Origin of the sequence: Methyloversatilis discipulorum (assembly GCF_018780585.1) — a bacterium.
In the GTDB taxonomy this organism is placed as follows: domain Bacteria; phylum Pseudomonadota; class Gammaproteobacteria; order Burkholderiales; family Rhodocyclaceae; genus Methyloversatilis; species Methyloversatilis discipulorum_B.
Genome location: NZ_JADMJL010000021.1, coordinates 1 through 21,627 on the forward strand (window position 1 = coordinate 1; position 21,627 = coordinate 21,627).

Annotated in this window: 16 protein-coding genes; 9 read left to right on the plus strand and 7 right to left on the minus strand. The window is 65.0% G+C overall.

Annotation, left to right across the window (positions count from 1 at the left end; translation table 11 throughout):
* Positions 1–269: 269 nt before the first annotated feature.
* The 4 genes from IV112_RS10500 (at position 270) to IV112_RS10515 (ending at position 6,839) form a co-directional block, all read left to right on the plus strand.
* Positions 270–3,161: an adenosylcobalamin-dependent ribonucleoside-diphosphate reductase gene (locus IV112_RS10500; protein ID WP_304003438.1), complete on the plus strand. Its 2,892-nt coding sequence runs from the start codon at positions 270–272 to the stop codon at positions 3,159–3,161.
* Between the two features lie 279 nt (positions 3,162–3,440).
* Entirely contained in the window at positions 3,441–4,538 is a 1,098-nt protein-coding gene (locus IV112_RS10505; RefSeq protein WP_304003439.1) for a type I restriction endonuclease, read from the plus strand.
* A 293-nt stretch (positions 4,539–4,831) separates the two neighbouring features.
* Positions 4,832–5,665: a hypothetical protein gene (locus IV112_RS10510; RefSeq protein ID WP_304003440.1), complete on the plus strand. Its 834-nt coding sequence runs from the start codon at positions 4,832–4,834 to the stop codon at positions 5,663–5,665.
* A 163-nt stretch (positions 5,666–5,828) separates the two neighbouring features.
* Positions 5,829–6,839, plus strand: coding sequence for a hypothetical protein (locus tag IV112_RS10515; protein ID WP_304003442.1), 1,011 nt, complete (start codon positions 5,829–5,831; stop codon positions 6,837–6,839).
* Positions 6,840–7,010: 171 nt separating this feature from the next.
* Here IV112_RS10515 and IV112_RS21485 read toward each other — a convergent pair whose 3' ends face one another.
* Positions 7,011–7,280 carry a YlcI/YnfO family protein gene (locus tag IV112_RS21485; protein ID WP_368500447.1) on the minus strand — a complete coding sequence of 90 codons (270 nt, stop codon included), beginning with the start codon at positions 7,278–7,280 and terminating at the stop codon, positions 7,011–7,013.
* Positions 7,281–7,315: 35 nt separating this feature from the next.
* Here IV112_RS21485 and IV112_RS10520 point away from each other — a divergent pair, with 35 nt between their 5' ends.
* On the plus strand, positions 7,316–7,633 hold the full coding sequence (locus IV112_RS10520) for a peptide ABC transporter substrate-binding protein (protein ID WP_304003443.1): 318 nt from the start codon (positions 7,316–7,318) through the stop codon (positions 7,631–7,633).
* A 59-nt stretch (positions 7,634–7,692) separates the two neighbouring features.
* Here the strand turns inward: IV112_RS10520 and IV112_RS10525 are convergent, their stop codons facing one another.
* Positions 7,693–8,511, minus strand: a complete 819-nt coding sequence (locus IV112_RS10525; RefSeq protein ID WP_304003444.1) for a hypothetical protein — start codon at positions 8,509–8,511, stop codon at positions 7,693–7,695.
* 176 nt (positions 8,512–8,687) lie between these two features.
* On the opposite strand from IV112_RS10525, the gene IV112_RS10530 reads away from it, so the two are divergent.
* Positions 8,688–9,812 carry a helix-turn-helix transcriptional regulator gene (locus tag IV112_RS10530; protein WP_304003445.1) on the plus strand — a complete coding sequence of 375 codons (1,125 nt, stop codon included), beginning with the start codon at positions 8,688–8,690 and terminating at the stop codon, positions 9,810–9,812.
* A 97-nt stretch (positions 9,813–9,909) separates the two neighbouring features.
* Here IV112_RS10530 and IV112_RS10535 read toward each other — a convergent pair whose 3' ends face one another.
* On the minus strand, positions 9,910–10,812 hold the full coding sequence (locus IV112_RS10535; RefSeq protein WP_304003446.1) for a pyridoxamine 5'-phosphate oxidase family protein: 903 nt from the start codon (positions 10,810–10,812) through the stop codon (positions 9,910–9,912).
* Between the two features lie 5 nt (positions 10,813–10,817).
* Positions 10,818–11,465, minus strand: coding sequence for a glutathione S-transferase family protein (locus tag IV112_RS10540; protein ID WP_304003447.1), 648 nt, complete (start codon positions 11,463–11,465; stop codon positions 10,818–10,820).
* 124 nt (positions 11,466–11,589) lie between these two features.
* Here IV112_RS10540 and IV112_RS10545 point away from each other — a divergent pair, with 124 nt between their 5' ends.
* The 3 genes from IV112_RS10545 to IV112_RS10555 all read left to right on the plus strand — a co-directional run bounded on the left by IV112_RS10545 (position 11,590) and on the right by IV112_RS10555 (position 15,969).
* Positions 11,590–12,501 (plus strand): LysR family transcriptional regulator, encoded by a 912-nt coding sequence (locus IV112_RS10545; protein WP_304003448.1) that lies wholly within the window; start codon positions 11,590–11,592, stop codon positions 12,499–12,501.
* 169 nt (positions 12,502–12,670) lie between these two features.
* Entirely contained in the window at positions 12,671–14,800 is a 2,130-nt protein-coding gene (ovoA, locus tag IV112_RS10550; RefSeq protein ID WP_304003449.1) for a 5-histidylcysteine sulfoxide synthase, read from the plus strand.
* Complete coding sequence (locus IV112_RS10555; protein WP_304003450.1) at positions 14,782–15,969, plus strand: MalY/PatB family protein; 1,188 nt, start codon at positions 14,782–14,784, stop codon at positions 15,967–15,969. The genes ovoA and IV112_RS10555 overlap by 19 nt, the downstream gene beginning before the upstream one ends.
* Positions 15,970–16,362: 393 nt before the next feature.
* Here the strand turns inward: IV112_RS10555 and IV112_RS10560 are convergent, their stop codons facing one another.
* The 3 genes from IV112_RS10560 to IV112_RS10570 form a co-directional block, all read right to left on the minus strand.
* Positions 16,363–17,490 carry an ABC transporter permease gene (locus IV112_RS10560; RefSeq protein ID WP_304003556.1) on the minus strand — a complete coding sequence of 376 codons (1,128 nt, stop codon included), beginning with the start codon at positions 17,488–17,490 and terminating at the stop codon, positions 16,363–16,365.
* A gap of 250 nt (positions 17,491–17,740) precedes the next feature.
* A complete protein-coding gene (gene rbbA, locus IV112_RS10565; protein WP_304003451.1) occupies positions 17,741–20,464 on the minus strand; it encodes a ribosome-associated ATPase/putative transporter RbbA in 2,724 nt (907 codons plus the stop codon).
* Entirely contained in the window at positions 20,461–21,552 is a 1,092-nt protein-coding gene (locus IV112_RS10570; RefSeq protein WP_304003452.1) for an HlyD family secretion protein, read from the minus strand. The genes rbbA and IV112_RS10570 overlap by 4 nt, the downstream gene beginning before the upstream one ends.
* Positions 21,553–21,627: the final 75 nt, after the last annotated feature.

A 21,627-nucleotide genomic window follows, 5' to 3' on the forward strand; every position in this document is an offset into this window, starting at 1 on the left:
CTATGTCCCGAAACAGCACGAAAACGCTTGCGTCGGAACATAGAATCTCCCACAGTCGTCGGTGCAAGACTCATGATGGGCCACCGCCTTTTCCCGCCCCCGCGCCCTCGCATTGTCATGGTGCACCGCAATCGCCCGCCCGGCCGTGGGCATCGCAGCCAATGCCAGCAGGGGCGCGGACGACCGCCGGAACGGCCCCCTGTCAAGGCTGTCCGACCTCGTATCAGCGGCCTAGAATCGAAAGATTCACGTCAGGGAGGAGCCCACACATGCAACAGATCGATCTTGTCCCACTGACCGAAGAGGAAAAAATCGCCTGCCTGCCGGAGCAGGAAATTTCAGGCGAAGTGCTGATCGAGAAGTACGCCAAGGGCGGCGAAACCACCGTCGCCGAAGTGCGCCGCCGCGTGGCGAAGGCACTGGCCCAGGCCGAGGCGGAAGACCGCCGCGCACACTGGGAAGCGAAATTCCTCGAAGCGCAGGACCGCGGCTTCGTGCCCGCCGGCCGCATCAGTTCGGCCGCCGGCACCAATCTCACCGCAACACTGATCAACTGCTTCGTGCAGCCGGTCGGCGACTCGATCACCGAAATCGAGGACGAGCGCCCCGGCATCTACACCGCGCTCGCCCAGGCCGCAGAAACGATGCGCCGCGGTGGCGGCGTCGGCTACGACTTCTCCAGCATCCGTCCGGTGGGCGCCCGCGTGCGCGGCACGCAATCGCGCGCCTCCGGCCCGGTCAGCTACATGCGCGTGTTCGACCGCTCGTGCGAAACGGTGGAATCCGCCGGCAGCCGCCGCGGCGCCCAGATGGGCGTGCTGCGCTGCGATCACCCGGACATCGAACAGTTCATCCACGCCAAGGACGGCGGCGACCTGACCAATTTCAACGTGTCGGTCGGCGTGACCGACGTGTTCATGAAGGCGGTCGAAGCCGACACCACGGTCGACCTGGTGCACAAGGCCGAGCCGGCACCCGACCTGAAGGCAGCCGGCGCCTACCAGCGCGAGGACGGTCTGTGGGTCTATGCGAAGCCGCGCGCCCGTGATCTGTGGGACCAGATCATGCGCTCGACCTACGATCACGCCGAGCCGGGCATCCTGTTCCTCGACCGCATCAACCGCGACAACAACCTCTACTACTGCGAGCGCATCGAGGCGACCAACCCCTGCGCCGAACAGCCGCTGCCGCCCTACGGCTGCTGCGACCTCGGTTCGATCAACCTGGTGCGCTTCGTGAAGCGGCCCTTCTCCGAAGCGGCCGAATTCGACTTCGACGGTTTCCGCGAAGTGGTGGCGGTCGCCATCCGCATGCTGGACAACGTGCTCGACGTGACGCACTGGCCGCTGCAACAGCAGCATGACGAAGCGATGGCCAAGCGCCGCGTCGGCCTCGGCTTCACCGGCCTGGGCGACACCCTCATCATGCTGCGCCAGCGCTATGACTCGCAGGAAGCGCGGCTGATGGCCTCGCGCATTTCCGAAGTGATGCGCGACGCCGCCTACCTCGCCTCGGTCGAGCTGGCCAAGGAGCGCGGCAGCTTCCCGCTGTTCAACGCCGACATGTATCTGTCGGGCGGCAACTTCGCGTCGCGCCTGCCGGCCGAGGTGAAGGAGCAGATCCGCAAGCACGGGCTGCGCAATTCGCACCTGCTGTCGATCGCGCCCACCGGCACCATTTCGCTGGCCTTCGCCGACAACGCCAGCAACGGCATCGAACCGCCCTTCTCCTGGACCTACACGCGCAAGAAGCGCATGGCCGACGGCACCTTCAAGGAATACGCGGTCGAGGACTACGCCTGGCGCCTGTACAAGCACCTCGGCGGCGACATGGAAAAACTGCCGCCCTGGTTCGTCACCGCGCTGGAAATTTCCGCCGCCGCGCACAAGGACATGGTGGCCGCGGTTGCGCCCTACATCGACACGTCGATTTCGAAGACGGTGAACGTGCCGGCCGACTACCCCTACGCCGACTTCGAGGATCTCTACCTCGCCGCGTGGAAGGCCGGCCTCAAGGGTCTCGCCACCTATCGCCCGAACAGCGTTCTCGGCAGCGTGCTGTCGGTCGACACGCCGAAGACGGAAGAGAAGAAGCAGCCGCACGACGTCGAACTGTCGGCGGTCGGCGCCAACCAGCGCCTGTCCATCGGCGCACTGCCGGCGCCGGTGCTGTCCAGCCTGCGCTGGCCCGGCCGGCCGGACATGAGCGACGGCAACCCGAGCTGGACCTATATGCTGAAGACGCCGGGCGGCGAATTCGCGCTCTTCGTCGGCCATACCGAGAACGAAGGCCCGGACGGCCGCATCCAGCCGCTGCCTTTCGAAGTGTGGGTCAATGGCGCCAACCAGCCGCGCGGCCTCGGCGCCGTCGCCAAGACGCTGTCGATGGACATGCGCGCCAACGATCCGGGCTGGCTCAAGCTCAAGCTCGACGTGCTCGCCAAGACCGTCGGCGACGCCAGCTTCGACCTGTCCTTCCCGCCGACCGGCGAACATCGCCGCATGCCGGGCGTGGTCGCCGCCTTCGCCAACGTCATCCGCTACCGCTGCGACAAGCTCGGCGCGCTTGACCGCGAAGCGCCGACGCCGGTGCTCGACACCCTGTTCGCCGTGCAGGAGCCGAAGACCGGCACCGACGGCACGCTGAGCTGGACGGTGGACATCAGCAATCCCGCCACCGGTGAAGACTTCGTGCTCGGCCTGAAGGAAATCACGCTGCCCGGCGGCGAAACGCGACCGTACTCGGTGTGGCTGTCCGGCAACTACCCGCGCGCGCTCGACGGTCTCACCCGCATCCTCGCGCTCGACATGCGCGTGATGGACCCGGCCTGGATAGGCATGAAGCTGCGCAAGCTCATCAGCTACCCGGAGCCGCTGGGTGACTTCATGGCCTTCGTGCCCGGCACCCGCCGCCAGCAGAACTGGCCGTCGACCGTCGCCTACGTCGCCCGCCTCATCATCCACCGCTACGCGATGCTGGGCATCCTCGACGAGGACGGCTACCCCACCCGCGAAATGGGCATCCTCGAAGCCCCGCGTGGCGACGACGAACCCAAGCTGATGCAGGGCGCGCTGTGTAACGAATGCGGCAACCAGTCGGTGATCCGCAAGGACGGCTGCGACTTCTGCACGGCCTGCGGGGCGGTGGGGAGTTGCGGCTGACGTTTGAGCAGGAAAGGTACTCTCAATGATAGCGAGGGCTCGTTTCTAACGAGCCCTCGTTTTTTTTGGGCACCGCTGGGAGGCCGCCTCACCACCTACCAATCGGCGGAATCCGCTCAGCATACAAACCGAATAAGATAGAGTCTCGGACGGACGACTATGTCAGGTGGGCATCCGTGCTGCACTTTGCTACCTTCGCAGTCGATTCCGTGTTCCAAGTTCGACACCTCAGTCTCGCACGCCAAGCGTTTGCATCTATCAACAAATAGGAGATGTGCCATGGATTTCGTCGATCAATTGCGTGTCCTTGCAAACAGGATTGCAAACGCCAAGACGCTGATTCAGACCGAAGAAGCGACCAAGAACGCGATGATCATGCCATTCATCCAAGCACTGGGATACAACGTCTTCGATCCACTTGAAGTCACGCCAGAGCTTGTCTCCGACGTCGGAACGAAGAAGGGTGAGAAAGTGGATTACGCAATTCTTCGTGACGGCAAGCCTATCATGCTATTTGAATGCAAAAAATGCGGGGGCGATCTAAATATTAACCATGCCGGTCAATTATTCCGTTACTTCCACGTAACAGAAGCCCGCTTCGGCGTTCTCACAAACGGCCTTGTTTATCGCTTCTTCACTGACCTTGAACAGCCAAACAAGATGGATGAAAAGCCATTCTTTGAATTCAATATTCTTGACTTCAAGGAGCGGGACGTTGAGGAGCTAAAGAAGTTCGCAAAGACTGCTTTTGACATAGACACAATTCTTACGACCGCAAACGACCTGAAGTACACAAGAGCGATTCAAGCAAAACTCGCTGAACTGGTTGCAGAGCCGTCCGAGGACTTCGTTCGCCTACTATCGGCAGATATATTGGGTTCGAAGCGATTTACTCCGATCGTCCGAGATCAGTTCACCGCAATTACAAAACGTGCTTTCGAGCAGTTTATCGGCGAACGAATCAACGAGCGCCTAAAGGGGGCCATGTCCCCCGAATCAACGTCGATCGCAGAGAAGCCGTCCGTCACTCAATCAGTTGATGTCGAATCCATTCCCGAACCGATTGTTGTCACCTCGAACGAAGAGCTGGAGGGATTCCACACTGTACGTGCGATAGTGAGGTCAGTTATCGCAACGAAACGTGTAGTCATGCGAGACGCTCAAAGCTACTGCGCCATTTTGCTAGACGACAACAACCGAAAGCCCATCTGCAGATTGCGATTCAACAACACACAGAAGCTGAAGCTCGGAATCTTTAACGCAAAGAAGGAAGAAGAACAGATTGCGCTCGAATCGGTAGATGACATTTACGCCCACGCAGACAAGATTCTTGCGACTGTCAATTCATACTTAGAGACGCCTGGCAACTCCGGCTAAATTTATGGCGGAGCTGCAGAAGCCGAACGCCTTTCACCTTGGTAGCCCTCGTCTAGTCGGCATTGTGGACAGATCAGCTTTCAACACATTATCAACAACCGAGGTTTGAAGCCGTGGTCTGCCCCCAATTACGCAAACGACCAACTAGAGTCTCAGGGCAACCTCTACCGCATGCACTTTAGTGAGGTCCACCTCACTCAACTGGCCTCGACATGACGCATAACAATTCATTCAAACCGAAGCCGCTTCGCGGCTCGGCTTAATTCAAGCGTTAGAACTGCAAGGAAACAACAATGGCCCTTGAAGGCTTGACTCAAGAGAATATTGATCAATACGAAGCAGCTTTGATTTCCGAGATTCCCGATGTTGATGCTATTGGGAATTTCACACTGCGAACTCGACTTGTTGCCACTGGGTGGACAGAGGAACTCTACTGGGAAATTCGCAATCGGTTGATTGAACGAGGCGTTCTAACTACGGGCAAAGGTAAGGGCGGGAGTGTGCGTCGCGTACCTCCACCACAAGCAGCCATTGCGCCTGCCGATGTTGGTGCCGAGACTCCTCAAGATGAGCCGGCAAATTTACCTGTTGGGGCATCCGAAAAGGATTTGTACGCGCCCATGGTTGAGGTGATTAAGAGTCGGTGGGCGCAAGACTATCGGCTTGATTCCCTAATTGCGGAAATTACTGCTGCACAAGGCTCTCGCCACACACGTGGAAAATGGACTCGACCAGATATTACCGTCGCGAGTTTCAAAACCTATCCTTATGTCCCTGGTCGTCACTTTGATTTGATCACCTTTGAGATTAAACCAACTAATGCAATTGACATTACTGTTATTTACGAAGCGCTCGGCCATCGTCGAGCCTCTACTCGTGCATACGCGTTGCTACATATCCCAGAAAGTGAGCGTCCCGGGCTAGAAACCATGCTGGAAGAAATTTCTCTTGAAGCCAAGCGGTTTGGCATTGGCCTTGTCGTTGCGGCGGATCCAAGTGACTACGATACATGGGAGGAACTCGTTGAGGCCGTGCGCCACGAGCCCGACCCTGAGCGCCTCAACGATTTTCTTGCGCAACAAGTATCGCAAGGATTTCGTGAGCAGATCATCAAGTGGTTTAAGTAGCGTTCGAGTTATCTCGGCCCGAGTGAGAAATCGCTCTAACAATTCGGTCGAGCAGGATGGCCCAAGGCTGCGCTTTGAGTACGCAATCGGGGACAGACCACGATTTTAAATAACGTGATCTGTCCCCTGTATCCTCCGCAAACACGCACATCAAGAAATTAAAATGACACTCCCTCTGCGCGGACTCTCTGCTGTATTGATCTCGCTGTCGTTGCTGGCCGGTTGTGCAACCACTGTCATCGAGGAGAGCGACCGCGAGGCCCAGTCGCATCAGGAAACTGTGACACCGGAAGCGATGCAGTTCACGGGTCTTACGCTCGGCAACACGGCGACGGTGAAAATCGATGCCACATCGCCGAGCTACCTGATTGACGGCACTCCGCGAAGGTTTGCGTCCTTCTCTCTACCGGACGACCTTGCGCGACGCTATTTTGACTATGCATCGACACCACATGGCGGCATCATGATTTATCAGCTGAAGACCCTGGTGCCAGTCTTTACCTTTCTCGACGACGATCGAAACATGATCGAAACTCGCAGCTTCGGTCGCATGGAAAGCCGGCGCCAGAGGTTCGAAGGCAATCGATTCGAGGGACGTGTTGCCGTTCCTGAACGAGCCCGATATGTGATTGTTCACGGGACGGAAGAAGCACCCGGCCCTCTCATCGTTCATGGTGATGCCGGGCACTCGGCGTCCATTCCGGGGAGCCGTCTCGGTGAGTTGCGGCTGACGTTGAGTAATGTCGCGATGGCGACTGTCATTGATTCGGGCGAAATCGAAGACGGAAGCAAGGCTCGCCTTTTCTACCTTGCGTCCGTCGATGGCACCCGCGTGTCCAACACTGCAGTTGGAGAATCCCGACGCGCGAGTGCGGGGCAAGGATTCCGTCTGTCCGCCCAGTTCCCCTCTCGTCTGGTTCCAGTGAAGCCACTGAAGGTGGTCGTTGTCGGAACGCATGCAACAGGCGCTCCGATACACGAGATCGCTTCACGAATGGCTGGCACTTTCTGGTCGGTCGAAGCAGAACTCGACTTCACTCCTGAAGCCGACAAGGTCTATGTCGTGAAGGGCAAGCTGGAGAAGGACGCCTCGACAGTCTGGATCGAAGACGCCGTGTCCGGTCAGCCGGTCACGATCAGAGGAACGTCGAGCACTCAGTTAACGACCCGGTAAGGCCGTCGCACGGGCATTTCCTTCGGTGGTTCGAGGGATCACTCCAGCAGGAATGACTAGCGCCGGACCAGATCGGCTTCCGCTTCTTTGGTGAAGCGGATGCGATCGCTCATTTGCCCGCCCAGGCCTTGGCCAGCATCGTATCCAGACGTTCGAGCACTTCGTCAGCGCCTATACAGCGCCCGGTTTCGGGTGCGCGGCCCCGCAAGGCAAACTGTGGCCTAGGACCTCGGCCTGCACGCAGCGGCGGGCGATGCTTTCGCGGATCGATGCTTCAACGAAACTGGAGAAGGTCTCGCCCTCATGCAATACCTCCTCTGCAGCATCCCTCAATTCGGCTTCGATACGCAGTGACGCAACGCCGCTTCGCGTGAGTGTTCGCTTCATGCAGCTACCGCGCTTATCCTTACGAGGAGGAGCGACCCCTAGAACGGAACCCATTCATCGATCCCACCGACAGGCATCACGAACAGACCATGACGACGCGAATCCCTGAAGCAGAATGGCGACGGCTCAGCACGCTGAAGCCGGTTGCGCTTGAGCGCCTGTGCAACCGTATCCTGGAAGAACTGATGCTCGTCGCCCAAAGCGAGGACACGAGCCATGAGCGCTATCTGAGCATCTTCAAGCTGATACAGGACCGCGACAAGCAGATCGCGCTGGCATTCGACGGGCTGAGCCGCTCCAACGCGCTGTTCAAGCTGACCGAGATGCGACGGGAAAATCTGCTGACGGATCAGGAGTTTGCCGAGTTCAGCGACGAAACGCAGCGCATCGTGTCGCGCATGCTGTGAAGCGCTCAAGCGTGGTCCGCACACGCGCCGAATGAATCGCCCGAAGGAACGCGGGCACGTCAGAACTTCGGCGCCGTCCCCTGCCCCTTCAGCTTCCGCACCGCCTCGGCCTTGAGTTGCTCCACCCACGCGGCCGATCTGCGGCTGCTGGCGACCATGCCGCCCTGATCGACCAGCCAGGCTTCGAAGTTCTGCACCGGTTCGCTGTTCCATTCGTAGCGCAGCACGATGCCACAGCGTGCGACGTCCGGCGTGGGGCCGAGGGCGTCGACCAGATGCGGCACGCGCTGCCGTGCGTACTGTTCCAGCACCTTGACCGCCCCCGGCTGCAGCAGCGTGCCCATGGCGTTATTCCAAGGGATACGCTGGCCCTTGCGGTCCTTGTCCACGCTGCACTGGGGTTTGCCTTCCTCGCTCCAATGCACGACGGCGCGACCGCCGGCGACTGGCGGTGTGCGCGCGGCATACGGACCGTAGCGCGCGACGAGTGAGGCCATCATCTGTTCGCTGCCCGGCGGCTGCGGCGCCGAACCGCGCCGCATGACCGCGATGACGCGCGGCTCCGCGGGCGGGCTGGCGAACCAGATGCCGATGCCGGAACCGGCCATCGTGACGCCGATCTGGTCGAGGAATTCCGGCGACTCCAGTGAATTCACGCCGTCGAAATAGGGGAAGGTGGCGAGGTTGCGCTTCAGCTTCGCGCTGGCGTCGAAGGCCTGCACCGCCTTGACGGCTTCGGCTTCCGTCATGCCGATGCGCACGCCGGCGATGTCGAGTTTCGCGGCGGGGGTGGTGGCGTTCTGCGCCAGCGCGGGTAAGGCGCCGGCGATCAGCGCGCCGGCCAGTGCGAGGCGGGAAAGAACGGTTCCTGTCTGCATGGAAAAGCTCCTGTCATTCATTGTCGGTGGGCGCGTCGCCGCCGGTGCAGTCACGGCTGCCGCGCGTGAGGCGTGAGGTTTCCCGTCGTGTGCCGCCCGTACGCTATGGTAGAAATCCGCACGGGGCGCTTGCGCCCCCCAAACAGGGGAGAAACCCGCTCACGGAGGCGTCACCCATGTCCTCACCGGAACTTGCCGACGCCCGCCTGTCGGCGCTGATCGCGCATTACTACGACGCTGCGCTGGACAGCAGCCTGTGGCCGGGCACGGCGACGCGTACCGCCCAGGCGCTCGATTCGACCAGCACCGTCATCAAGCTGCACGGCGGCGGCGCGCAGGTGGATCTGCTCGAATGCACCGACAATCTGGTGGTCGCGGAGCGCGACCGGGCCTGGGCCGAGGACTGGCATCGCCGCGACCTGTGGGTGGAACGCTCGGTCGCCCACGGTCTGTCGCGCGTCATCACCGACGAGGATCTGGTGACGCCCGAGGAACAGGCACGCAGCGGTTTCTACCAGGAATGGCTGCGTCATCTCGACATCCACCACATGCTGGGCGCGGTGTTCCAGGCGGCCGACGGGGTCATCGGCGTGCTGGGCATCCACCGCACGCGCGAAGCCGGTGCGTATTCCGAAGTCGAGCGCAGCAAGGTCGCGCTGCTGCTGCCGCACCTGCAACGCGCGCTGCGCCTGGGTCGGCGCCTGTCTGCGCTGTCGCAGGCGCACGCCGCCGCGCTGCAGGCGCTCGATCGCGTCGATACCGGCGTGGTCGTGGTCGATGAGCGCTGCCGCGTCATGCTGTCGAGCGCGATGGCGGACGCGCTGTTGCGCGGGAACACCGAACTGGAGGTGCATGGCGGATGCCTCATGCTGCAGCAACCGGCGCTGCGCGATGCGCTGTCGGCGCGGGTCCGCGCGGCGGTCAACGTCGCGCAGGGCGAGCCGCGCGATGCCGCGGCCGCGCTGTGCGTTCCGCGCCCGGGACGGCTGCCGCTCGTGCTCGAGATCGCGCCCCTGCGCCCGACGACCTCGGTGTTCGGCGATCAGGGGCCGGCGGCGCTGGTGTTCATCCGTGACCCGGAAGCGCCGGCCGATCTGGACAAGCTGCGCGCGCTGTTCGACCTCACGCGGACCGAAGCCGCAGTCGCCGCCGCGCTGGCGCAGGGGCGTTCGCTGGAAGGCATCGCGTCCGGGCTGGGCATCGGCCTGGCGACGGTACGCTCCCACCTCAAGCGCATCCTCGCCAAGACCGGCACGCACCGCCAGGCCGAAGTCGTCGCCCTGCTCGCCCGCTGCGTCTGACGAGAGACATACGACCGTGCCCTGAAGGCCGGCGAGCGCAACGCCGCTGTCGAGGTCAGAAGACCCCTCTCACAGAACCCGCCCCACCGTGACGGTGCTACGCCTGATCGGCGCTGGCCGACCACTCCAGCGGCAACCCGCCTGGCACGCGCAGTGCGCCGGTTACGGTCAGACGGAGCAGCCGCTGCGCGCCCGGATGGGCGGCCACTTCGTCGCCGTCCCACACGATCTCGGCACGGGCGCTCACGTGCAGCAGGTCACCGCTGTCGAAATCGATGAACAGCAGTCCGGCGCGCGGTTCGAGCAGCAGGTTGCCCAGCGTGTTGAAGAAGAAGTTGCCGGCGTAATCGGGCAGCGTCAGCACGTCACCCGCATCGCTGTCGACCGACACGAAACCCGGCTCACCGCCGCGGTGCGACACGTCGACACCCTCGGCATGCGTGCTGGCGATGAACAGCGTGTCGGCGGACGCGATCAGTGCGCGCGCTGCGTCGTCGAGAGCGACGAGCGGCTGTGGCGCGCCGGGCGCGCCCTCGTCGAAGTAGAACGCTTCACGCGTGCGGATGTACTGCGGGCAGTTGCCGAAGCTCTGCTCCACCTCGACGTCGAAGCCGGTCTCGCTCACGCGAGCGACGCGCCCGTTCATCCGGTTGCGCCGCCGCGTGTGCGGCTGGATGCCGAGCAGTCCGAGCGCTGCGCCGTCGCGCAGATGCGCGGCCAGCGGACTGCCGGCCGGCGGCCGGGCATCGACGTGCAAGGTGCGCGGATCGGGCGACCGCACGAAGCCCGGCGGCCCGTGCAGCACCGACGCCCAGGGCTGGCCATCGGCGTCGACGCTGCCAGCGATCAGGAAGGGCAGCAGCGCGAAGAAGTCGCGGTGCTGCTCCGGCATGTGGTCACGGATGACGCGCGCGCCGATTTCGGCCATGCGCTGCTGCATGCCTGCACGCGCCTGCATCGCGCGCTCGCCATCGTGGAAGGGATTGCGTCCGGTTTCCATGGCGATCAGGCGCGCAGGCCGACCTTGCTCACCGGCATCGCGACGAAGCCGGGCAGCGCTTCGACACGGGCGAGCCAGGCGCGCACGTTCGGATAGTCGTCGAGCGACACATTGCCTTCCGGCGCGTGTGCCACGTAGGTATACACCGCGACGTCCGCCAGCGTCGGCGCGCTGCCGACCAGCCAGTCGCGGCCGGCCAGTTCGCCGTCCATCACGGCGAGCAGCCGATGCGCGCGGGCGATCACCTCCTGCGTGTCGAACTGGGCGCGGAACAGCGTCACCAGACGCGCGGCGGCCGGGCCGAAGGCGACCGGGCCGGCGGCGACGGTGAGCCAGCGCTGCACCTCGGCCTGACCGGCCGGATCCTGCGGCAGCCAACGGCCGGGGGCGTAGCGTTGCGCCAGATAGACCAGGATGGCGTTGGAATCGGCGATGACGGTGGCGCCGTCCTCGATCACCGGTACCTGGCCGAAGCAGTTCTTCGCCAGGAAGGCCGGCGTCTTCTGCTCGCCGCCGGCCAGATCGACCTGGCGGAATTCGTAGGGCAGGCCGAGCAGTTCGAGGAAGAGCTCGGCACGGTGACTGTGGCCGGACAGCTTGAAGCCGTGCAACACGATGGGGGCATCCGGGCGGAGGGTGGCGGTCAGCGTCATTACAGGCTCCTTGCGTTGGGTTGGGCGTCGGGTGGCGACGTGATGCAGTATCCGCAATCCTTATCAGGCAATAAATGGGGCAATACGGATAACACTCCTCCACTTTGCGCAGTAATATCGCGGCATGGACACGCTCAGAGCCATGCGCACCTTCGTCGACATCGCCGAGCACGGCAGCCTGACCGCGGCCGCGCGTGCGCTCGACTGTTCGCTGCCCGCCGTGGTGCGCACGCTGGCGGCGCTGGAGGCTCACCTCGGCGTGCGCCTGCTGAACCGCACGACGCGGCGCATCGCGCTGACCGACGAGGGGCGCAGCTACCTCGAAAGCTGCCGTCAGGTGCTGTCGGCGGTGCAGGACGCCGAGGACGCGCTGAAAGAAGGCGCGACCGAGCCGTCGGGGCCGATCACGCTCACCGCACCGGTGCAGTTCGGCCAGATGTATGTGGCGCCGGCGGCCACCCGTTTCGCGCTGCGGCATCCGCGCGTGAAATTGCGCGTGCTGCTGCACGATCGCGTCGTGAACATGCTGGAAGAGAGCGTGGATGTCGGCGTGCGCATCGGTGCGCTCGACGATTCGGGTCTGATCGCGCGTCCGCTCGGGGCCATCCGCCGCGTCGTCGTGGCCAGCCCCGACCTGCTCGCCTCGCGCGGCGAACCGCAGCACCCGGACGCGCTGCGCGGCGCGCCCTGCGTCCGCTTCACCGGTGCCTCGAGCCTGGCCTGGAGCTTTCACGTCCATGGCCGCGCGGTGACCGTGCCGATTGCCGGCAACCTCGAGTTCAACCACATCGCGCCCGCGGTCGATGCCTGCGCGGCCGGCGCCGGCTTCGGCCTCTTCCTGTGCTACCAGGTCAGGCCGCAGCTGGAGCGCGGCGAGCTGCGCATCGTGCTGCGCGACTTCGAACCGCCCCCGCGACCGGTGCACATCGTCTATCCGCATGCCCGGCTGCTGCCGGGTCGCACGCGGCTGCTGGTGGACTGGCTGGCGCGCGAGCTCGGCAGCGACAGCGCCGCTTTCGCCCCGGAACCGGCGTGACATACGCACGCCATGCCGGTCGCGGCACAATGTCTGAACTTACCGGCGCCGAGCCGCGTCTCACGCGCGACCACGGCCGGAAACATCTGATTACCGGGATGATCTCACCATGATCCCTGCCCACCGGCACGCCCTCCAACACCCGCACTTGCCGGAGTACAAAAAGAACATGAATAGTCATCAGGACACGCTCTTCCTGCGCACGCCGCGACTCGATGCGACCGATCCGGACGCGATGCGCAGCACGCTGCGCGACTATTTCCACGCGACCTTCAGCCGCTACGAGCAGCTGTTCGAAGTGCTCGCCTGCGACGAGGCCTACTACCGCAAGCCGATCGCGCTGCGCCATCCGCTCATCTTCTATCTCGGCCACACCGCGACCTTCTTCGTGAACAAGCTGCTGCTGGCCGGGCTCATCCATGAGCGCATCAACCCGCGCTTCGAATCGATGTTCGCGGTCGGCGTCGATGAAATGAGCTGGGACGACCTGAACGAGGCGAACTACGACTGGCCGAGCGTGCAGGCGGTGCGCGACTACCGCAACGAAGTCCGGCGTCTGGTGGACCGCGTCATCAATGAGGCGCCGCTCACGCTGCCGGTAAATTGGAGCAACCCGTGGTGGAGCATCATCATGGGCATCGAACACGAGCGCATCCACCTCGAAACGTCGTCGGTGCTGATCCGCCAGAGCCGGCTCGAATTCGTGCGCACTCATCCCGCCTGGGCGCCCTGTCGCGACAGCGGCGAAGCGCCGGTGAATACGACTGTTCCGGTGACGGCCGGCCTTGCGCGCATGGGCCGGCGCCGCGACGACCCGATCTACGGCTGGGACAACGAATACGAAACACGCGAAGTCGCGGTGGCGGCGTTCGAAGCCAGCCGTCATGTCGTCAGCAACCGCGAGTACCTCGACTTCGTCGATGACGGCGGCTACCGCAACGGCGCCTGGTGGGACGACGAAGGCAAGGGCTGGCGCGATTTCCGGCTGCAGGCCGGCATCGATCACCCGGAGTTCTGGCGGCGCAAGCCGGACGGCTGGCAACTGCGGCTGATGCTCGAAGAAGTGCCGATGCCGTGGAACTGGCCGGTCGAAACCAACTGCCATGAGGCGCGCGCCTTCTGCAAGTGGAAGGCGGCGAAGACCGGTCGCCCGGTACGGTTGCCGACCGAGGACGAGTGGTACCGCCTGTACGACGTGGCTGGCGTTACAGAAGTGCCGGTGGACACGAAGGCGCCCGCCAATTTGCACCTCGATCACTGGGCCTCGTCCTGCCCGGTCGATCGTTTCGCGCACGGCGACTTCTTCGACGTCGTCGGCAATGTCTGGCAATGGACGGAGACGCCGATCTATCCGTTCGCCGGCTTCGACGTGCACCCGATCTACGACGATTTCTCGACGCCCACCTTCGACGCGCGCCACACCCTGATGAAGGGCGGCGCGTGGGTTTCCTGTGGCAACGAGGCGACCCGCGAATCGCGCTACGCCTTCCGCTGCCATTTCTTCCAGCACGCGGGGTTCCGATACGTGATCAGCGATGCACCGGCCAGCGCGCCGAATGTCTATTACGAAAGCGACCGGCAGTTGTCCGAGTACGCAGAGTTCCACTACGGCGACGAGTACTTCGGCGTGCCCAACTTCCCGAAGGCGCTGGCGAACATCGCCATCGAAGCGATGGGCGACCGGCCGGCGCGGCGCGCGCTGGATCTCGGCTGCGCCACCGGGCGCTCGACCTTCGAACTGGCCCGCCATTTCGAGCACGTGACCGGCGTCGATTTCTCGGCCCGCTTCATCAACGCCGGCGTGCATCTGGCCGAACAGGGCGAACTGCGCTACACGCTGGTCGATGAGGGCGAACTGGTGTCGTACAAGACGCGCCGTCTGGCCGACATGGGGCTGGAGTCGGTGCGCGGGAAGGTCGATTTCATGCAGGGCGACGCCTGCAATCTGAAGAGCGTGCTGACCGGCTACGACCTCATACTCGCCGCCAACCTGATCGACCGGCTGTACGACCCGAAGGCCTTCCTGGCGGCGGTGCACGAGCGGCTGAACGTCGGCGGTCTGCTGATGATCACCTCGCCCTACACCTGGCTGGAGGAACACACGAAACGCGAGGACTGGCTGGGCGGCTTCAAGAAGGATGGCGAGAGCTGGACCACGCTGGACGGCCTCAAGGCCGTGCTGGGCGAGCGCTTCCGCATGGTCGGCGCGCCACGCGACGTACCCTTCGTCATCCGCGAAACCCGTCGCAAGCACCAGCACACGCTGGCCGAAGTGACGCTGTGGGAGCGCGTACGCTGAGCACCTCTTTCGATTTCGATCAGCCGATCTCGCGCGACGGCACGGCCAGCGTCAAGCACGACGGCCGCGCCGCGGTGTTCGGCACCGAGCAGGTCACACCCTTGTGGGTGGCCGACATGGACTTCGCTGCGCCGCCGGCCGTGGTTGCCGCACTGGCCGAACGTGCGCGCCACCCGGTCTATGGCTACACGCTGTTCCCGGACGGCGCCTTCGAAGCGCTCGAGCGCTGGCTCGCTGCACGACACGGCTGGACCGTCGCGCGCGAACACATCCACTTCTGCCCGGGTGTCGTGCCGACGCTGTATGCCGCAGTGCAGGCCTTCACCAAACCGGGCGACAACGTGATCGTGCAGCCGCCGGTCTACCCGCCCTTCTTGTCCGCGATACGCGACACCGGCCGGCGCGTCGTCGAGAACCCACTGATCGAGCGCGACGGCCGCTGGACCATGGATTTCGACCAGCTCGAAGGCTGCGCCGCGCGCGCCGGATCGAAGCTGCTGCTGCTGTGCTCGCCGCACAACCCGGTCGGCCGCGTGTGGTCGCACGAAGAGCTGGACACCCTGCTGGCGATTGCCCGCCGCCACGAACTGGTCGTGCTGTCCGACGAAATCCACGCCGACCTCACCTACCCCGGTGTGCGCCACCTGCCGCTCGCCACGCTGGCGCGCCCGGGTGACCGCGTGCTGACCACGGTGGCGCCGAGCAAGACATTCAACGTGCCTGGTCTGGGCCTGTCGGCGCTGATCGCCGACGACGCCGAGCGACGCGCGGTCGAACGCGCATTCGGCACGCTGCATGTGAGTGCCTCCAATCCGTTCAGCATCGCCGCCTTCGAAGCCGCCTACCGCGATGGCGGGCCGTGGCTGGATGCGCTGATGGACTATCTCGAAACGACGCGCGACGAGGTGATCGAAACCGTCACCCATCGGCTGCGCGGCATCCATCCGGTGTCGCCCGAGGGCACCTACCTGCTGTGGCTGGACTGCCGCGGCCTCGGTCTGGACGACGACGCGCTGCGCGACTTCTTCATCGGCGCCGGCCTCGGCCTGAACCCCGGAGCGAGCTTCGGCACCGGCGGCAGCGGTCACATGCGCCTCAACCTCGCCTCGCCGCGGTCGGTCATCCGCGACGCGCTGGCGCGGCTCGAACAGGCGCTTGCACGGCGCTGACGGCGGCACGGAGATCAAGCCGGGTTCTGAAGGGATACTCTGACCCCGACTGCGGCCTGCATCGAAGCCTGCGGACAATAGAGGCCCTGTCGCGGCCAAGGCCGCTCCCACAGGGATCGCGCGCAATCAGTGGACGGAGCCGGGATTTTGTAGGAGGGGTCCTCTGACCCCGACAGCGCCCTGCATCGAAGCCTGCGGACAGCAGAGGCCCTGTCGCGGTCGGAAGACCGCTCCTACAGGGGGGCGTGCGCCAGACCGGCAGCGGGAGCCAGACACGAGATCCTGTGGCCGTGTCGCGGCCAAGGCCGCTCCCACCGGGAACGCGCCCGATCCGTGGTCGGAGCCGGGGTTCTGTGGGAGGGGTCTTCGGACCCCGACTGCGGCGCTCGAACCTCAGCCCTGCGCCGCGATGCTGCGCCGGAACATCAGCAATGACGCGGTGAAGAAGGCGGCGGCGATGGCGGCCATGGCGAGCAGGCTGGGCCAGACGACGTCGAGGCCGGCGCCGCGGTAGAGCACCGCCTGCGCGAGACTGACGAAGTGCGTGGTGGGTGCGAACTCCATGATGAACTGCACCGCCTGCGGCATGCTTTCGCGCGGCGTCATGCCGCCGGACAGCAGCTCCAGCGGCAGGATGACGAGGATCATCATCAGCCCGAGCTGCGGCATGTTGCGCGACAGCGTGCCGATGAAAATGCCGAGCGAGGTGGTCGCCAGCAGCTGGATCAGCGTGCCCGCCATGAACAGCGGAATCGAGCCGGCGATCGGCACCGCCAGCGCGCGCTCGACCACGAAGTACAGCGACAGCAGCACCGCCACCCACACCACCAGCGCCATGGCCCACACCTTGGCCAGCATGATTTCGAAAGCCCCCAGCGGCATCACCAGCAGGTGTTCGAGCGTGCCGTGCTCGCGCTCGCGGATCAGCGCGGCGCCGGTCAGGATGACCGACAGCATGGTCACGTTGTTGATGATTTCCATCACGCTGCCGAACCAGGCGCTGGTCAGGTTGGGATTGAACAGGATGGTCGGTGCCAGCGTGATCGGCGCCACCGTCTCGCTGCGCCGGTGCTGCACGAACTCCACGGTCTCGCCGAGCACGATGTTCTGGATGTAGTTGGCGCCGATGAAAGCCTGGCTCACCCGCATCGCGTCGATGTTCACCTGTATCGACGGTTGCGCGCCGGCCAGCACGTCACGCTCAAAATCGGGCGGGATGATCATGACGAAGGTGTACAGCCCGGCGTCGAGCCCGGCGTCGCCCTGCCCCTCGGTGATCATTTCAGGCGATCGGAAGTACGGGCCGTAGAAGGCGCCGGCGATGCGCTCGCTCAATACCGAGCGGTCCTCGTCGACGATGGCGATCGGCGCGTTGTGCAGTTCCTGCGAGGTCGCGGTGGCGGCGCTGTAGATGCCGCCGGAGAACGCCCACACGATCATGATGAGCAGCACCTTGTCGTTCCACAGGCTCATCAGTTCCTTGAGCCCGAGCCGCCAGGCGTTGAGCAGGCGTGTTCGCATCATCCTGAGAACCTCGGTTGATCGGCGATCGGTGGAACGTGACGGGCGCGGTTGGCGGGGTGTACGGCAAGGCACGAGGACGCGGCAGGATGGCACCCTGCAAGGACGAGCAACGCCGCCGGACGCCCCGCCAACCGTGCACGCGACGTCGAAGCGGTCTCCTCCGGAAGATGAGCGACGCAACCCGCCAGCATCCTTGATGGGCAGGGCTTGAAGCACATTGGCAAGCGGTCAACCGAGGTTCTCAGCATCATCGCTCCTGCTTCTTCAGCAGCCACACGCTGAGCACGGTGAGCACCGGCACGAAGGCGGCCAGCGCCAGGAAGTCGGCGTACAGATCGCGCATTTCGAGCGCCTTGGTGAACAGGCCGCGGCTGATGTTCAGGAAATAGGTCGCCGGGAAGAAGGTGCCTATCGTGCGCCCCACGCCTTCGAGCGAGGACACCGGATGCGTGAGCCCGGAGAAGGTGACCGTCGCCAGCATGGTCACCACCGCGGTCGCCGCGAGTGCCGCGATCTGCGTGCGGGCGAAGGACGACATCAGCAGCCCGAGGCCGGTGGTGGCGGTGACGAAAATGAGCGCGCCGAGGCTCAGCGACAGCAGGCTGCCTTTCAGCGGCACCTCGAACACGAACACCGCGAGCAGCACCAGCCCGTAGAAGCTCACCATGCTGACGGCGATGTAAGGCAGCTGCTTGCCGATCAGGAATTCCAGACGGGTGACCGGCGTCGCGTACAGATTGGTGATCGAACCCAGTTCCTTCTCGCGCACCACACCGACCGCCATCAGGATGGCCGGTATGAAGGTGAGCAGCAGCGGAATGACCGCCGGCACCATCGCGAACACGCTGCGGAAGTCCTGGTTGTAGCGGTAGCGCATGTCCAGCTTCGCCGGATACGCCGTCGCCGGCAGCCCCTCGCGCACCGCCGCCTGCTGCAGGAAATCGGCGTGCAGGCCCTGCACGTAGCCGAGCGTGGTCTCGGCGCGGAAGGGCATGGCGCCATCGACCCAGACGCCGATCTCGACCGCGTGGCCGCTGCGTAGTCGGCGCCCGAATTCCGGCGGTATTTCCAGCGCCACGCTCAGTTCGCCGGCGCGCATGCGGCGGTCCAGCTCGTCGACGCCAGCCAGCGGCGGCTGTTCGATGAAGTAGCGCGAGCCCGCCATGTTCTCGATGTAGGCGCGGCTTTCCGGCGTGTCGTCGCGGTCGAGCACGGCGAATTTCAGGTCCTCGACATCCATCGAAATGCCATAGCCGAGAATGAGCACCATGATGACGGAGCCAAGCAGCGCGAAGGTGAGCCGCACCGGGTCGCGCAGCACTTCCAGCCATTCGCGCCGCGCGTAGGCCAGCAGCCGGCGCTTGCTGAAGGGCGCCGGACGCGCGGCGGGCGACGGCGGTGCAACGGCCGCGGGCGCCTCGGTGACGGCTGGCTGGGCGCCGTCGCCGGTCGCTTCTTCCAGATAGGCGACGAAAGCCTCTTCCAGCGACGCGGCACCGCGCCGCTCGATCAGCGCCGCCGGCGTGTCGCTGGCCAGCACGCGGCCGGCGTGCATCAGCGAAATGCGATCGCAGCGCTCGCCCTCGTTCATGAAGTGGGTGGACACGAAGATGGTCACGCCGTCCTTGCGCGACAGTTCGACCAGCAGTCGCCAGAAGCCGTCGCGCGCCACCGGGTCCACGCCCGAAGTCGGCTCGTCGAGGATGAGCATGTCAGGCTTGTGGATCACCGCCACCGCCAGCGACAGCCGCTGCCGTATGCCCAGCGGCAGACCGGCGGCCTGCGTGTCGAGGTATTCGGCCAGCCCGAAACGCTCGACCATCTCGGCGACGCGCGCCGCGATGCCAGCCGCCGGCAGGTGAAAGAGCTGTGCATGCAGCACCAGGTTCTGCCGCACGCTCAGTTCGCCGTACAGCGAAAACGCCTGGGTCATGAAGCCCACGCGCCGCCGCGTATCCATGTCCTTCGTGTCGACCTCGTTTCCGAACAGCAGCGCCCTGCCCTCGCTCGGCGGCAGCAGGCCGGTCAGCATCTTCATCGTCGTCGTCTTGCCGCAGCCGTTCGAGCCGAGGAAGCCGAAGATTTCGCCGCGGCCGATCTCGAAATCGACGTGATCGACCGCGGTGAAATCGCCGAAGCGCATCGTGAGCCCTTCGGCGACGATGGCCGGGCCGTCCGCCTGCGCAATGCGCGGCGGCACCACCAGTGCTTCGTGCCCCTGGCGTTTGGCCGGCGGCAGCAATTCGATGAAGGCGGCGTCGAGATCGGCCGCGCCGGTGCGCGTCAGCAGTTCGGCCGGCGAACCGGTGGCCAGCACGCGGCCATCGTCCATCGCCGCCAGCCAGTCGAAGCCGGCTGCCTCGCCCATGTAGGCGCTGGACACCAGCACGCTCATGCCGGGCCGCCGCGCGCGGATGCGGTCGATCAGCTGCCAGAACTGGCGACGCGACAGCGGATCGACGCCGGTGGTCGGCTCGTCCAGGATGAGCAGGTCGGGGTCGTGGATGAGCGCGCAGCACAGGCCGAGCTTCTGTTTCATGCCGCCCGACAGCTTGCCGGCCGGGCGGTCGCGGAAGGCGGCGAGACCGGTGCTGTCCAGCAGCTCGGCGATGCGCGCCTCGCGCTCGCGCGTCGCCTGGCCGAACAGTCGACCGAAGAAGTCGACGTTCTCGAACACCGACAGCGTCATGTACAGATTCCGCCCCAGCCCCTGTGGCATGTAGGCGATGCGTGGGCACACCGCGGCGCGGTGGTGGCGGTCGCGCATGTCGCCGCCCAGCACAGCCACGTCGCCCTGCTGGATCAGGCGCACGCCAGCCACCAGCGCCAGCAGGCTGGACTTGCCGACGCCATCCGGCCCGATCAGCCCGGCCATGCAGCCGGCCGGGATGTCGAGCGTGATGTCGTCGAGCGCCACCGTGTCGCCGTAGCGCAGGCCGACACCGGCGAGCCGGGCGACCGTGTCCGTCATGGCGTCGTCGGCGGTTTCGGCGTACCGACCAGCGGCGGCAGCGTCGCCGGCCACGGTGCTTCGGGATCGAGCCGCACCCAGGCCACACCGGGCAGGCCGGTCTTCACCTGTTTGGCGTGCGCCTTCAGCAGCTCGGGCGGAATCTTCACCCGCACGCGGAACATCAGCTTTTCGCGCTCGGTGCGCGTCTCGACCGACTTCGGCGTGAACTGCGCCTGCGGCGACACGAAGCTCACGCTGGCGGGGATCGAAATGTCCGGCCGCACGTCGAGCACGATGCGCGCCTCGGTGCCGATGGCCACGCGGCCGGCCTGCGAGGTCGGCAGGAAGATGGTCATGTAGACGTCGGTGATGTCGAGCAGCGTGAGCACCTTGCCACCCGCCGCCAGCACCTCGCCCGGTTCGGCCAGCCGGTAAAGCACGCGGCCGTCAGCCGGGGCGACCAGCTGCGCGTCCTGCAGATCGACGCGGATGCGCGCGCTGCGCGCCTCGGCGGCCTCGATCGCCGCTTCCGCCTGCTTCACCGCGGCGCGCGCGGCATCGATCGAGGAATAGGCGCCGCGCAACTGCGACGACGCAGCCTTCTGAGCGTCCAGCGCGGATTGCTTGTTGGTCTGGTCGACGTCGAGCTTCTGCGTCGAGATGAACCCCTTGTCGACCAGACGCTGCGTGCGCTCGATGTCCTTCTCGGCCAGCGCCAGCTGGCTCTGGCGCTGCGACACCACGGCGCCGGCCGTTGCCGCCTCGCTCTGCCGCTGCGCCACCGCCGCCACCGCGGCGGCACGGCTGGCGTGTGCCTGCTCGATCTGCGCGTCGCTGATCTTCAGTTCGGCCTCCTGCGCACGCACGTCCATCCGCGCGACGACCTGGCCGGCGCTCACGTCGTCACCCTCGCGCACCGCCACGCTCTCCAGCCGGCCGCCGGTCTTGCTGGCGACATCGATCTCGGTCGCCTCGATGCGCCCGTTGCCGGACGCGAAAGCCTCGCTCACCGGCGGTGCGGCGTACTGCTTCCAGCCGTAATAGCCGGCCGCTGCGGCGGCGAGCACGAACAGCCCCAGAACGAGGCGGCGACGCGATGCAGTCATGGTTCAGTCCGTTGCAATGCGGGAGTCGCCCCGATTGTGCCCCGGTCCGTGTTTCAGCGCCTTGATGTTTCGCAA